This is a genomic window from Aquipseudomonas alcaligenes NBRC 14159 (genome assembly GCF_000467105.1).
GTDB lineage: Bacteria > Pseudomonadota > Gammaproteobacteria > Pseudomonadales > Pseudomonadaceae > Aquipseudomonas > Aquipseudomonas alcaligenes.
Window position 1 is genome coordinate 1 of sequence record NZ_BATI01000012.1, and the last position, 14,122, is coordinate 14,122.

11 protein-coding genes are annotated in these 14,122 nt (G+C 64.8%); 1 reads left to right on the forward strand and 10 read right to left on the reverse strand.

What is annotated here, in order from left to right:
- Positions 1 to 189: 189 nt before the first annotated feature.
- The 10 genes from sthA to PA6_RS08550 form a co-directional block, all read right to left on the reverse strand.
- Positions 190 to 1,584 (reverse strand): Si-specific NAD(P)(+) transhydrogenase, encoded by a 1,395-nt coding sequence (gene sthA, locus PA6_RS08505; RefSeq protein ID WP_021700497.1) that lies wholly within the window; start codon positions 1,582 to 1,584, stop codon positions 190 to 192.
- Between the two features lie 117 nt (positions 1,585 to 1,701).
- Positions 1,702 to 1,935: a (Na+)-NQR maturation NqrM gene (nqrM, locus tag PA6_RS08510; protein ID WP_021700498.1), complete on the reverse strand. Its 234-nt coding sequence runs from the start codon at positions 1,933 to 1,935 to the stop codon at positions 1,702 to 1,704.
- Complete coding sequence (locus tag PA6_RS08515; RefSeq protein WP_021700499.1) at positions 1,932 to 2,942, reverse strand: FAD:protein FMN transferase; 1,011 nt, start codon at positions 2,940 to 2,942, stop codon at positions 1,932 to 1,934. Before PA6_RS08515 ends, nqrM begins: the two co-directional genes overlap by 4 nt.
- Positions 2,935 to 4,161, reverse strand: a complete 1,227-nt coding sequence (nqrF, locus tag PA6_RS08520) for an NADH:ubiquinone reductase (Na(+)-transporting) subunit F (RefSeq protein WP_172491650.1) — start codon at positions 4,159 to 4,161, stop codon at positions 2,935 to 2,937. The genes PA6_RS08515 and nqrF overlap by 8 nt, the downstream gene beginning before the upstream one ends.
- Before the next feature lie 7 nt (positions 4,162 to 4,168).
- On the reverse strand, positions 4,169 to 4,777 hold the full coding sequence (nqrE, locus tag PA6_RS08525) for an NADH:ubiquinone reductase (Na(+)-transporting) subunit E (RefSeq protein WP_021700501.1): 609 nt from the start codon (positions 4,775 to 4,777) through the stop codon (positions 4,169 to 4,171).
- Positions 4,777 to 5,451, reverse strand: a complete 675-nt coding sequence (locus tag PA6_RS08530) for an NADH:ubiquinone reductase (Na(+)-transporting) subunit D (protein ID WP_169919787.1) — start codon at positions 5,449 to 5,451, stop codon at positions 4,777 to 4,779. The genes nqrE and PA6_RS08530 overlap by 1 nt, the downstream gene beginning before the upstream one ends.
- Positions 5,448 to 6,233: a Na(+)-translocating NADH-quinone reductase subunit C gene (locus PA6_RS08535; RefSeq protein ID WP_021700503.1), complete on the reverse strand. Its 786-nt coding sequence runs from the start codon at positions 6,231 to 6,233 to the stop codon at positions 5,448 to 5,450. Before PA6_RS08535 ends, PA6_RS08530 begins: the two co-directional genes overlap by 4 nt.
- A complete protein-coding gene (locus PA6_RS08540; protein ID WP_021700504.1) occupies positions 6,226 to 7,434 on the reverse strand; it encodes an NADH:ubiquinone reductase (Na(+)-transporting) subunit B in 1,209 nt (402 codons plus the stop codon). Before PA6_RS08540 ends, PA6_RS08535 begins: the two co-directional genes overlap by 8 nt.
- 3 nt (positions 7,435 to 7,437) lie before the next feature.
- Positions 7,438 to 8,775 (reverse strand): Na(+)-translocating NADH-quinone reductase subunit A, encoded by a 1,338-nt coding sequence (locus PA6_RS08545; RefSeq protein ID WP_021700505.1) that lies wholly within the window; start codon positions 8,773 to 8,775, stop codon positions 7,438 to 7,440.
- Positions 8,776 to 9,076: 301 nt separating this feature from the next.
- A complete protein-coding gene (locus PA6_RS08550; protein ID WP_021700506.1) occupies positions 9,077 to 10,543 on the reverse strand; it encodes a glyceraldehyde-3-phosphate dehydrogenase in 1,467 nt (488 codons plus the stop codon).
- Positions 10,544 to 10,676: 133 nt separating this feature from the next.
- On the opposite strand from PA6_RS08550, the gene mfd reads away from it, so the two are divergent.
- On the forward strand, positions 10,677 to 14,117 hold the full coding sequence (mfd, locus tag PA6_RS08555) for a transcription-repair coupling factor (RefSeq protein WP_021700507.1): 3,441 nt from the start codon (positions 10,677 to 10,679) through the stop codon (positions 14,115 to 14,117).
- Positions 14,118 to 14,122 lie beyond the last annotated feature (5 nt).

Here is a 14,122-nt window from a genome sequence, read left to right on the forward strand (position 1 = left end):
TAGCCCGCCCTCTCCCCCAGCCCCTCTCCCGCCAGCGGGAGAGGGGCGAAATGAAAAAACCGGCCATTGGGCCGGTTTTTTGTTGCAGCAGCGCGCCTGGTCAGAAGCTCTCCCGGTTCGGCCAGCGCCAGCTGCGGGAGTCGCCGAGGGGGTCCCCCCCGACCGGTTCAGGCCACCGGTCGGAGCCGCTCAAAAAAGCCGGTTGAGCCCATCGAACGCCGCCACCCGGTAGGCCTCGGCCATGGTCGGGTAGTTGAAGGTGGTGTTGACGAAGTACTTGATGGAGTTCGCCTCGCCCTTCTGGTTCATGATCGCCTGGCCGATATGCACGATCTCCGAGGCCTGGTAGCCGAAGCAGTGGACACCGAGGATCTCCAGGGTCTCGCGGTGGAACAGGATCTTCAGCATGCCCACCGGCTCGTGGGAAATCTGCGCCCGCGCCATGCCCTTGAAGAACGCCTTGCCGACCTCGTATGGGATCTTGGCCTGGGTCAGCTCCTTCTCGTTCTTGCCGATCGAGCTGATCTCCGGAATGGTGTAGATACCGGTCGGCACGTCATCGACGAAACGCCAGCTGTCGTTCTCCACCGCGCTGCCGGCGGCCGAGCGGCCCTGGTCATAGGCGGCGCTGGCCAGGCTCGGCCAGCCGATCACGTCGCCGGCGGCGAAGATGTTGCTGACCTGGGTACGGTAGGCCTGGTCGACCTCGATCTGGCCACGGCTGTTGACCTTGATGCCGATGTTCTCCAGGCCCAGCTTGTCGGTGTTGCCGGTACGACCGTTGCACCACAGCAGGCAGTCGGCCTTGATCTTCTTGCCCGACTTGAGGTGCAGGATCACCCCGTGCTCCAGGCCCTCGATGCGCTCGTACTCCTCGTTGTGACGAATCAGCACGTTGTTGTTGCGCAGGTGGTAGCTCAGCGCATCGGAGATCTCGTCGTCGAGGAAGCTGAGCAGCTGATCGCGGTTGTCGATCAGGTCGACCAGCACGCCCAGGCCACTGAAGATCGAGGCGTACTCGGAACCGATCACGCCGGCGCCGTAGATGATGATGCGGCGCGGCGTGTGAGTGAGGCTGAGGATGGTGTCGCTGTCGTAGATGCGTGGGTGGTGGAAGTCCACGTCCGCCGGGCGGTAGGGGCGCGAGCCGGTGGCGATGACGATCTGCTTGGCCACCAGTTTTTCCACCACTCCGCTGGCGCAGACCACTTCCACGGTCTGCTCGTCGGAGAAGCTGGCAGTGCCGAAGAACACGTCGATGCGGTTGCGCGCGTAGTAGCCGGTGCGCGAGGCGACCTGCTTGGCGATCACTCGCTCGGCACTTTTCAGCACATCAGGGAAGGAGAACCAGCGCGGTTCGCCGATCTGGCGGAACAGCGGATTGGTGTTGTACTGCATGATCTGCCGCACCGAGTGGCGCAGGGCCTTGGACGGGATGGTACCGAGGTGGGTGCAGTTGCCGCCGACCAGCGGGCGGTTGTCGACCACCGCCACCTTGCGCCCGGCCTTGGCCGCGTTCATCGCCGCACCCTCGCCCGCCGGGCCGGAACCGAGCACCACCACGTCGTAGTTGTAGACCGCCATGCTTACTCCTCATCACGCACCGGGCGCGTCACGCGGCGCCCGGATAGGCCGCAACACCCCATGGTCGCGGCGCTTGAATGCTCACCACAGCTTAGCCGGGTGAATTTGCCCGGCACATTAGCGCTTGGTCGCGTCGTAGGCGAGCTTTGCGTCCACTACATCGCCTTTCTGCTCGCGATTGATCTCTTCGCACTTCTCGCGGCTGCCACCACAGATCGAACATTCCTTCTCGATGCCGAGGTTGGCGATGCCGCCGCAGGAGCCGGCGATGGGCTTGCGCCCCATGATCACGCCGACGGCCATGCCCAGCACCACCAGCAGCATGAGACCGAATACCAGCAACCAGGTCATGGTGTTTCTCCTGCGCCGAACCGGCGCTCGAATGCGGGCGTCGCGCGGGTGGCGAAGCCCTGGTCGGTGCGAGTCACGAAGAAGGCTGCCACCTGTGCCTGTTCGGCGAAGGTGTAGCCACGCTCGGGGCCCAGCACCATCAATAGCGTAGACAGCCCGTCGGCACGCAAGGTCGAGGAATCGACCACCGTCACCGCCGCCAGGCGATGGCTGATCGGCGCCCCGGTCTGCGGGTCTAGGGTGTGCGAATAGCGCTTGCCGCCCTGCTCGAAGTAGTTGCGGTAGTCGCCGGAGGTCGACACGCCCAGGCCATCCAGGGTCAGCACCTTCTGCGCTACCTGGCGATCATCGCGCGGCGCCTCGATGGCGATGCGCCAGGCACTGCCATCCGGCTTGCGCCCGAGCGCCTTGAGCTCGCCGGTGACATCCAGCAGATAGCTGCGCACCCCCAGCTCGGCCAGGCGCGCGGCGATGCGGTCGACCGTGTGGCCGGCGGCGATGCTGTTGAGATCGAGCTGCACGGCGGCGTCCTTGCACAGCTGCTCGCCGTCGATGCGCAGGTGATGATGCCCCGTGCGCTGGCGCACTTCGGCGATTTCCTCCGCCGTCGGCACCCGCTCGCCACGCGACTGCGGGCCGAAGCCCCAGAGATCGAGGAGCGGCTCGAGGGTCAGGTCGAAAGCGCCATCACTATCGGCAGAGAGCCGCTCGCCGAAACGCACCAGCTCCAGCACCGGAGCAGGCATGACGCGGCAGCTGCCAGCCGGCAGGCGGTTGAATTCGGAAAGATCGGAATCGGCGCGCCAGGTGGACATCTGCTGGTCCACCTCGGCCAGCAGAGCTTCGACATCGGCCTTGAGCGTGGCAGGCTCAGGCGTGCCCTCGCCTGCCACGTATTTCAGCGAGTAGTGGCTGCCCATGGTCGGGCCGCCGAACTCCTCGATCTTCTCGCCACAACCGGCCAGCAGGATGCTGGCCAGCAGGACGAACAACGCGGGTTTAACCACCGAAATCGTCCAGCAGAATATTTTCTCGCTCGACGCCCAGGTCCAGCAGCATCTTGATCACGGCGGCGTTCATCATGGGCGGGCCGCACATGTAGAACTCACAGTCCTCGGGGGCCGGATGGTCCTTGAGGTATTGCTCGAACAGCACGTTGTGGATAAAGCCCTTGAGGCCGGTCCAGTTGTCCTCCGGCTGCGGATCGGACAGCGCCAGGTGCCACTCGAAGTTGGGATTTTCCGCGGCAAGCTGGTCGTACTCCTCGACGTAGAACGCCTCGCGCAGCGAGCGGGCGCCATACCAGAAGCTGATCTTGCGCTTGGACTTGAGGCGCTTGAGCTGGTCGAAGATGTGCGAGCGCATCGGCGCCATGCCAGCGCCGCCGCCGATAAAGACCATTTCCGCTTCCGTTTCTTTGGCGAAGAACTCGCCAAACGGGCCGTACACGGTGACCTTGTCACCTGGCTTGAGGTTGAACACCCACGACGACATCTGGCCCGGCGGCAAGTGATCCTTACCCGGTGGCGGCGAGGCGATGCGGATGTTGAATTTGACGATGCCCTTCTCGTCCGGGTAGTTGGCCATGGAGTAGGCGCGGATCACCGGCTCCTCGACCTTGGACACGTACTTCCACTGGTTGAACTTGTCCCAGTCGCCACGGTACTCGGGCTGGATGTCGAAGTCCTTGTAGTTGACCACGTGCGGCGGGCATTCCAGCTGCACGTAGCCGCCGGCGCGGAAGTCCACGCTCTCGCCTTCCGGCAGACGCAGGGTCAGCTCCTTGATAAAGGTGGCCACGTTGGGGTTGGACTCCACCGTGCATTCCCACTTCTTCACGCCGAACACCGACTCTTCCACCTCGATGTGCATGTCCTGCTTGACCGGGGTCTGGCAGGACAGGCGCCAGCCGGCCTTGGCCTCGCGCTTGGTGAAGTGCGACTCTTCGGTCGGCAGCATCTCGCCACCGCCGCTTTCGACGATGCACTTGCACTGCGCACAGGTGCCGCCGCCGCCACAGGCCGAGGACAGGAACACGTTGTTCGCCGCCAGGGTCTGCAGCAACTTGCCGCCGGCCGGTACGGTCAGGGTGCGTTCGCCGTTGATGACGATGTTCACGTCGCCGCTGGAAACCAGCTTGGCGCGCGCCGCCAGGATGACCACCACCAGCGCCAGGACGATGGCGGTGAACATGCCGATGGCCAATGCAATTTCAAAACCCATCAGACGCTCCTTACAGCTGAATGCCGCCGAAGGACATGAAGCCCAACGACATCAGACCGATGGTGATGAAGGTGATGCCCAGGCCCTGCAGGCCTTCGGGAACATCGCTGTACTTGAGCTTCTCGCGGATGCCGGCCAGCAGCGCAATGGCCAGGGCCCAGGAGAAGCCGGAACCGAGGCCGTAGGTCACGCTTTCGGCCAGGTTGTAGTCGCGCTCGACCATGAACAGCGAGCCGGCCATGATGGCGCAGTTCACCGTGATCAGCGGCAGGAACACGCCGAGGGCGTTGTAGAGCGCCGGCACGTATTTATCCAGGAGCATCTCGAGGATCTGCACGATGGCGGCGATCACCCCGATGTAGCTGAGCAGACCGAGGAAGGACAGGTCCACCTCCGGCAACCCGGCCCAGGCCAATGCGCCTTCCTTGAGCAGGTAGGTGTACAGCAGGTTGTTGGCCGGCACGGTGATGGCCTGCACCACTACCACGGCGATACCGAGGCCGATGGCCGTTTCGACCTTCTTGGAAATGGCGATGAAGGTACACATGCCAAGGAAGAAGGCCAGCGCCATGTTCTCGATGAACACGGCCTTCACGAACAGGCTGAGGTAGTGCTCCATCAGTAGGCCTCCTTATCCGAAACCTGCGGGGCCATGCGGAAGGCCGGTTTTTCCTTCTGCGCCGGCTTCCAGCTGCGCAGCGCCCAGATGATCAGACCGATCAGGAAGAACGCCGAAGGCGGCAGCAGCAGCATGCCGTTGGGCTGATACCAGCCGCCGTCATTGATGGTCGGCAACACGCTGTAGCCCAACAGTTTGCCGGCGCCGAACAGCTCGCGGACCACCCCGAGCACGATCAGCATGGCGCTGTAGCCCAGGCCGTTGCCGATGCCGTCGCAGAACGACAGCAGCGGCGGGTTCTGCATGGCGAAGGCCTCGGCGCGGCCCATGACGATGCAGTTGGTGATGATCAGGCCGACGAACACCGACAGCTGCTTGGACAACGAATAGGCAAAGGCCTTGAGCACCTGGTCGACCACGATCACCAGCGAGGCAATGATCACCATCTGCACGATCATGCGGATGCTGCTGGGTATCTGCTGGCGGATCATCGAGATGAACAGGTTGGAGAAGCCGGTCACCAGGGTCAGGGCGATCGACATCACCAGCGCAGTCTTCAGGTTGGAGGTCACCGCCAGCGCCGAGCAGATACCAAGGATCTGCAGGCCGATGGGGTTGTTGTGCACGATCGGGTCGAGCAGCACGCTCTTGTAGGTGGGTTGCGACATGCTTATGCCTCCCCTTTCTTCAGGTTGGCCAGCAGCGGACCGAAGCCGTTCTCGCCGAGCCAGAAATGCAGCAGATTGTTGACGCCCTTGCTGGTCAGAGTGGCGCCGGCCAGGCCGTCGACCTGGTGAGTGGCTCTGGCCGACTGCGGATCGACACTGCCCTTGATGATCTCCACGGCCAGTTGGCCCTGCTCGTCGAACAGGGTCTTGCCGGTCCACAGCGCCTTCCACTTCGGATTGTCCACCTCGCCGCCGAGACCGGGGGTCTCGCCGTGCTGGTAGAAGCCGAAACCAACCACTGTGTTGAGGTCGCCCTTGACCGCGACGAAGCCGTACAGGGTCGACCACAGGCCGTAGCCGCGCACCGGCAGGATCAGGGTTTCCAGCGCGCCATCCTTCTCCACCATGTACACGGTGGAGAAATGCTCGCGGCGCTTGATCGAAGCGATGTCCTGCTCCGCCGGTAGGGCCTGTGACAGCTCGGGGTCCTTGGCCGCCTTGAGCGGGTCGAAGCTGGCGGCATCCTGGGCATCGCTGAAGGCGCCTTTATCCAGGTCCACCACGCGGGCGCGGATGCGCTCGGCGAACAGCGCCTTCACCTCTTTGGCGGACATGCCCGCCTCACCCAGGCCGGCGATGGCCAGGATGCTGCGCTGCTTGTCCAGCTGACGGTTCTCCGCCTGAGTCGGCTTGAGCGCCACGGCCGCGCCTGCGACGAATACCGAGCAGACCAGGCACACCAGCACTGCGACGGTCAGGGTACGGACGGTCGATTCCTTGTTAGCCACGGGCGATCCTCCGCTTGATGTTGGCCTGCACCACGAAATGGTCGATCAGCGGGGCGCACAGGTTGGCGAACAGAATCGCCAGCATCATGCCTTCCGGGAAGGCCGGGTTGACCACGCGGATCAGCACGACCATCAGGCCGATCAGCGCACCGAAGATCCACTTGCCGGTATTGGTCATGGACGCCGACACCGGGTCGGTGGCCATGAAGATCATGCCGAAGGCGAAGCCGCCGACCACCAGGTGCCAGTACCAGGGCATGGCGAACATCGGGTTGGTGTCCGAGCCGATGCTGTTGAACAGCATGCTGGTGGCGATCATGCCGAGCAGCACGCCGGAGACGATGCGCCAGGAGGCGATCTTGGTCAGCAGCAGGAAGGCACCGCCGATGAAGATGGCCAGGGTGCTGGTCTCGCCCATGGAGCCGTGCTCCAGGCCAACGAAGGCATTCCACCAGGTCAGACCGTTGGCCATGACCTGTTCCATGCCGCCGGCAGCGGCCACGGACAGCGTGGTCGCGCCGGCGTAGCCGTCCACCGAGGTCCACACCATGTCGCCGGACATATCCGCCGGATAGGCGAAGAACAGGAAGGCGCGGCCGACCAGGGCCGGGTTGAGGAAGTTCTTGCCGGTACCGCCAAACACTTCCTTGCCGATCACCACGCCGAAGCTGATGCCCAGGGCCACCTGCCACAGCGGGATGTCCGGCGGCAGGGTCAGGGCGAACAGTACGGAGGTGACGAAGAAACCTTCATTGACCTCGTGGCGACGGATGGAGGCGAACAGCACCTCCCAGAAACCGCCGACGATGAAGGTGGTCAGGTACACCGGCAGGAAGAACGCCGCGCCCTGGATGAAGTTGTCCCACAGGCTGTTCGGGTCGAAACCGGCCAGCGCGCCGATCAGGCCGAAGCGCCAGCCGTCCTGGGCCGCCAGCAGCTCGGCGTTGCCGGCGAAGATGCTGTTGGCCTGGTAGCCGATGTTCCACATGCCGAACAGCATGGCCGGGAAGGTGCACAGCCACACGGTGATCATCATGCGCTTGAGGTCGATGCCGTCGCGCACGTGGGCGGTGCTCTTGGTCACGCTGCCGGGGCGGTAGAAGAAGGTATCCACCGCCTCGTACAGCGCGTACCACTTCTCGTACTTGCCGCCCTGCTCGAAGTTGTGCTCGATCTTGTCGAGGAATTTACGCAAGGACATGGATCAGCCCTCCTTCTCGATGCGAGCCAGGTTGTCCCGCAGGATCGGGCCGTACTCGTACTTGCCGGCGCACACGTAGGTGCACAGGGCCAGGTCTTCTTCGTCCAGTTCCAGGCAGCCGAGCTTCTGTGCCATCTCGGTGTCGCCGACGATCAGGTAGCGCAGCAGCTGGGTGGGCAGGATATCCAGCGGCATCACCGCCTCGTAGTTGCCCACCGGCACCATGGCGCGCGGGCTGCCGTTGGTGCTGGTATCCATGGCCAGCTTGCGGCCGCCCATCAGCTTGGAAACGAAGATGTTCAGCACCGAGTGCTTGTTCACCCCGGCGCGCAGGTAATGCAGCAGCTCGCGCTCGCGGCCCTCGTGCAGGCAGGAGACCTGCACGTGGTAGCGACCGAGGAAGGCGAAGGCGCCACGCGAAGTGCGCCCACCCAGCACCGAGCCGGAAATGATGCGATTGCTGCCGGCCTGCAACTCACCCGCGGTGAGCTCCTCCAGGCTGGCGCCCAGGCGGGTCCGCAGCAGGCGCGGCTTGTCCACCACCGGGCCACCCAGGGCGACCACGCGGGTGACGTCCAGCTGGCCACGGCTGAACAGCGCGCCGATGGCGATCACGTCCTGATAACCGATCTGCCAGACGCTCTTGCCGGCGGACACCGGGTCGAGGAAATGAATATGGGTACCGGCCAGACCGGCCGGATGCGGGCCGGCAAACTCGTGAGGCTGGACATTCGCCTGCACCTCGCCCGACAGGCCGACGCCCGAGGCCTTGCACAGGTGCACGTTGCCCAGACGGGCCAACACGGCCAGGCCATTGGCAAAGTCGGCCGGCCTTTCGCCGATCACCACGGCCGGGTCGGCCGCCAGCGGATGGGTATCGATGGCCGTCACGAAAATCGAGCTGGGCACCGCGTCGACCGCCGGCACCTTGCTGAACGGACGCGTACGCAGTGCAGTCCACAGGCCGGACTGCTGCAGGTTGTCACGCACCGTCTGGGGATCGAGAGCCGGTAACTGCGCGGCGTCATAGCGGGCGAACTCGACGGCGTCATCGCCCTCCAGGTCGATCACCACCGACTGCAGCACGCGCTGCTCGCCGCGATGGATGGCACTGACCACGCCAGCACCCGGCGCGGTGAAATGCACGCCCGGGTTTTTCTTGTCGGAGAACAGGACCTGGCCAAGCTTGACCCGGTCGCCCACCTGGACCGCCATGGTCGGCTTCATCCCGTGATAGTCGCAGCCGAGCACAGCCACGCTGCGTACGGCGCGTGCCGGCTCGATGCGCTGTTCGGGCGCGCCGGCAAGGGGCAAATCCAGCCCGCGTTTGATCTTTATCATTAGAGCTTCCAGACACCGGAGCCGGTGTGCAGCAAGGTTGGAGTTCCGCCACGGCCCACCCGAAGGAACCGGAGCACGCACCAAAGCGGAGCAAAAAACTCAAGAATTATAAGGAGATATCCGCGGCATGCCCACCCATGAGTACCGCTTTAGACCAGAGAGTCGCAACAAACGGTAACACGGCCAACCGCGCCCGCCGGCCTGAAGCCCTTACCGTCTGGGCGCTCAGCAGCCCCGGCGAGGCCAGCGCCAAAAAGCAAAACGGGAGCCGAAGCTCCCGTTTTGTGGATTGCCCTGACGCTTACTGCGGGAAGGCCGGCGGGTTGACCCCAGCCATGTCTTCCATCACGCGCACGACCTGGCAGCTGTAGCCGAACTCGTTGTCGTACCACACGTAGAGCACGACGCGGTTGTCGTTGGCGATGGTGGCTTCGGCATCGACCACACCGGCGTGGCGCGAGCCGACGAAGTCGGTGGACACCACTTCCTGCGAGTTGACGAAGTCGATCTGCTTCTGCAGGTCCGAGTGCATGGCCATCTGGCGCAGGTACTCGTTGATCTCTTCGCGAGTGGTGGCCTTCTCCAGATTCAGGTTGAGGATGGCCATGGAGACGTTCGGCGTCGGTACGCGAATGGCGTTGCCGGTCAGCTTGCCCTTCAGCACCGGCAGAGCCTTGGCGGCTGCAGTGGCGGCACCGGTCTCGGTGATCACCATGTTCAGCGCGGCGCTGCGGCCACGACGGCTGCCCTTGTGGAAGTTGTCGATCAGGTTCTGGTCGTTGGTGTACGAGTGAACGGTTTCGACGTGGCCGTTGACGATGCCGTATTGGTCATTCACGGCCTTCAGCACCGGCACGATGGCGTTGGTGGTGCAGGAAGCCGCGGAGATGATCTTGTCATCGGCGGTGATGTCGCCATGGTTGATGCCATGCACGATGTTCTTCAGCGCGCCCTTGCCCGGCGCGGTCAGCACCACGCGGTCGATACCCGGGCAGGCCAGGTGCTGACCCAGGCCCTCGGCATCACGCCAGACGCCGGTGTTGTCGACCAGCAGGGCGTTCTTGATGCCGTACTGGGTGTAGTCGACTTCCTTCGGGTCCTTGGCATAGATCACCTGGATCAGGTTGCCGTTGGCGGTCAGGGTGTTGTTTTCTTCGTCGATGGTGATGGTGCCGTTGAACGGACCATGCACGGAGTCGCGACGCAGCAGGCTGGCGCGCTTGACCAGGTCGTTGCTGGCACCCTTGCGCACGACGATGGCGCGCAGGCGCAGGCCGTCGCCACCACCGGTCTTCTCGATCAGGATGCGCGCCAGCAGGCGGCCGATGCGGCCGAAGCCATACAGGACCACGTCGGTGCCTTCGCGGCCGGCGCCGTTCTGCTTGCCAGCCACGTCAGCCAGCACGTCCTTGGTGAACTGCTCGATGCTGCGACCAGCACCTTCGGCCTTGAACTTGGCAACCATCTTGCCCAGGTCCACGGAAGCGGCGCCCAGCTTGAGCTCGCTCATGGTCTTGAGGATGGGGAAAGTGTCATGCACGGACAGTTCGGTCTCGCCTTCCAGGCGGTGACGGGCGAAGCGGTGTGCCTTCAGGATATCGATCACCGAACGGTTGATCAGGCCACGGCCGTAGATCGAGGTCACGACGTTGTTGTTGCGGTAGAGCTGACCGATCAGCGGAATCATCGCTTCCGCGAGGGCTTCACGGTCAATCCACTCACCGAGACACTGGTCGGGCTTCTGAGTCACGAGCAATACCTTCCACATGTAGGGGCTGAAAAAAGGGGCTACATGATATGCCGTGACTCAGCCCCGAGCAATGCGCGCCTGTCGCCACTGACAGCCGCCACCTCGCCTCGCTACAATCGCGCACTTCTTTTCGCCTGGGGCCGCGACACCCGTGTCCGTACTGCAACTGCCGAAACTGCCGGGCGCCGCCGGCAAACAGCACTGGGGCAACCTGCCCGGCGCCGCGCTGAGCCTGGCCGTGGCCGAAGCGGCCAGCGCCGCCAAGCGCTTCACCCTGCTGCTGACCGCCGATAGCCAGAGCGCCGAGCGCCTGCAGGAAGAGCTGGCGTTCTTCGCCCCCGACCTGCCCGTGCTGCACTTCCCGGACTGGGAAACCCTGCCCTACGACGTGTTTTCGCCGCACCAGGACATCATTTCCCAGCGCATCGCCACCCTCTATCGCCTACCGGAGATCAAACACGGCGTGCTGGTGGTACCGATCGCCACCGCCCTGCACCGCCTGGCGCCGACCCGTTTCCTGCTCGGTTCCGGCCTGTTGCTGGACGTCGGCCAGAAGCTCGACGTGGAAGAAATGCGCGCCCGCCTGGAGGCCGCGGGCTACCGCTGCGTGGACACCGTCTACGAGCATGGCGAGTTCGCCGTGCGTGGTGCGCTGATCGACCTGTTCCCGATGGGCAGCGAGACGCCCTATCGCATCGACCTGTTCGACGACGAAATCGAGACGCTGCGCACCTTCGACCCGGAAACCCAGCGTTCGGTGGACAAGGTCGAGTCGATCCGCCTGCTGCCGGCCCGCGAATTTCCCTTGGAGAAAAAGGCCGTTACCGACTTCCGCGGGCGCTTCCGCGAGCGCTTCGACGTCGATTACCGCCGCTGCCCGATCTACCAGGACCTCGCCTCCGGCATCACCCCGGCCGGCATCGAGTACTACCTGCCACTGTTCTTCGAGGAAACCGGCACCCTGTTCGACTACCTGCCGAGCGACACCCAGGTGTTCTCCCTGCCGGGCATCGAACAGGCCGCCGAGCAGTTCTGGCTGGATGCGCGCACCCGCTACGAAGACCGCCGCGTCGACCCGGAACGCCCGCTGCTGCCACCGGCCGACATCTTCCTGCCGGTGGAGGACTGCTTCGCCCGCCTGAAACACTGGCCGCGCGTGGTGGTCAGCCAGGAGGACGTCGAGGTCGGCGTCGGCCGCGAGCGCTTCGACGCCCGCGCCCTGCCCGACCTGGCCATCCAGGCCAAGGCCAGCGAGCCGCTGGCCGCCCTACGCCGCTTCATCGAGGAATATCCCGGACGCGTGCTGTTCTGCGCCGAGTCCGCCGGCCGCCGCGAGGTGCTGCTGGAGCTGCTGGCGCGGCTCAAGCTCAAGCCGCTGGAAGTGGCCAACTGGCATGAATTCACCGCCAGCCGCGAGCGCCTGGCCATCTGCATCGCCCCGCTGGACGAAGGCCTGCTGCTCGACCAGATCGCGCTGATCGCCGAGAGCCCGCTGTTCGGCCAACGGGTGATGCAGCGCCGCCGCCGCGAGAAGTCGCGCGACGGTGGCGACAACGTGATCAAGAACCTCACCGAGCTGCGCGAAGGCGCGCCGGTGGTGCATATCGACCACGGAGTCGGCCGCTACCTGGGCCTGGTGACCATGGAGTTCGACGGCCAGGCTGCCGAATTCCTCGCCCTGATGTACGCCGAGGAAGCCAAGCTCTACGTGCCGGTGGCCAGCCTGCACCTGATCGCCCGCTACACCGGCAGCGACGACGCCCTGGCGCCGCTGCATCGCCTGGGCTCGGAGACCTGGCAGAAGGCCAAGCGCAAGGCCGCCGAGCAGGTGCGCGATGTGGCCGCCGAATTGCTCGACATCTACGCCCGCCGCGCCGCCCGCGAGGGCCATGCGTTCAAGGACCCGGCCGTCGACTACGCCACCTTCAGCGCCGGCTTCCCCTTCGAGGAAACCCCGGACCAGCAGGCCGCCATCGACGCGGTGCGCGCCGACATGCTGGCCGGCAAGCCGATGGACCGCCTGGTGTGCGGCGACGTCGGCTTCGGCAAGACCGAGGTGGCCATGCGCGCGGCCTTTATCGCCGTGCACAGCGGCAAGCAGGTGGCGGTGCTGGTGCCCACCACCCTGCTCGCCCAGCAGCACTACAACAGCTTCCGCGACCGCTTCGCCGACTGGCCGGTAACGGTCGAGGTGATGAGCCGCTTCAAGAGCGCCAAGGAAGTCAACGAAGCGGTGGCCAAGCTGGCCGAAGGCAAGATCGATATCGTTATCGGCACCCACAAGCTGCTGCAGGACGATGTGCGCTTCAAGGACCTCGGCCTGTGCATCATCGACGAGGAGCACCGCTTCGGCGTGCGTCAGAAGGAGCAGCTCAAGGCCCTGCGCAGCGAAGTCGATATCCTCACCCTCACCGCCACGCCGATCCCGAGAACGCTGAATATGGCGGTATCGGGCATGCGCGACCTGTCGATCATCGCCACCCCGCCGGCCCGCCGCCTGTCGGTGCGCACCTTCGTCCTGGAGCAGCAGGACTCGGTGATCAAGGAAGCGCTGCTGCGCGAACTGCTGCGCGGCGGCCAGGTGTACTACCTGCACAACGACGTGAAGACCATCGAGAAGTGCGCCGCCGACCTGCAGGCCCTGGTGCCCGAGGCACGCGTCGGCATCGGCCACGGGCAGATGCACGAGCGCGAGCTGGAACGGGTGATGAGCGACTTCTACCACAAGCGCTTCAACGTGCTGGTGGCCTCGACCATCATCGAGACCGGCATCGACGTGCCCAGTGCCAACACCATCCTCATCGAGCGCGCCGACAAGTTCGGCCTGGCCCAGCTGCACCAGCTGCGCGGCCGCGTCGGTCGTAGTCACCACCAGGCCTACGCCTACCTGCTCACCCCGCCGCGCAAGGGCATGACCGAAGACGCGCAGAAGCGCCTGGAGGCCATCGCCAACGCCCAGGACCTCGGTGCCGGCTTCGTCCTGGCCACCCACGACCTGGAAATCCGCGGCGCCGGCGAGCTGCTTGGCGACGGCCAGAGCGGGCAGATCCAGGCGGTCGGTTTCACCCTCTATATGGAAATGCTGGAGCGGGCCGTCAAAGCCATCCGCAAGGGCGAGCAGCCCAACCTGGAGCAACCGCTGGGCGGTGGTCCAGAGGTCAACCTGCGGGTGCCGGCACTGATTCCCGACGACTACCTGCCGGACGTGCACACCCGCCTGATCCTCTACAAGCGCATCGCCTCGGCCGCCGACGAAGACGGCCTTAAAGAGCTGCAGGTGGAGATGATCGACCGCTTCGGCCTGCTGCCGGAGCCGACCAAGAACCTGATGCGCCTGACCCTGCTCAAGCTGCAGGCGGAGAAACTCGGCATCAAGAAAGTCGACGCCGGCCCCCAGGGCGGGCGCATCGAGTTCGCCGCCGACACCTGCGTCGACCCGCTGGTGCTGATCAAGCTGATCCAGGGCCAACCGAACCGCTACAAGTTCGAGGGCGCCACCCTGTTCAAATTCCAGGTGCCGATGGAGCGCCCGGAAGAACGTTTCAATACCCTGGAGGCGCTGCTGGAGCGCCTCGCCCCGCCATCCGCCTGAAAGGA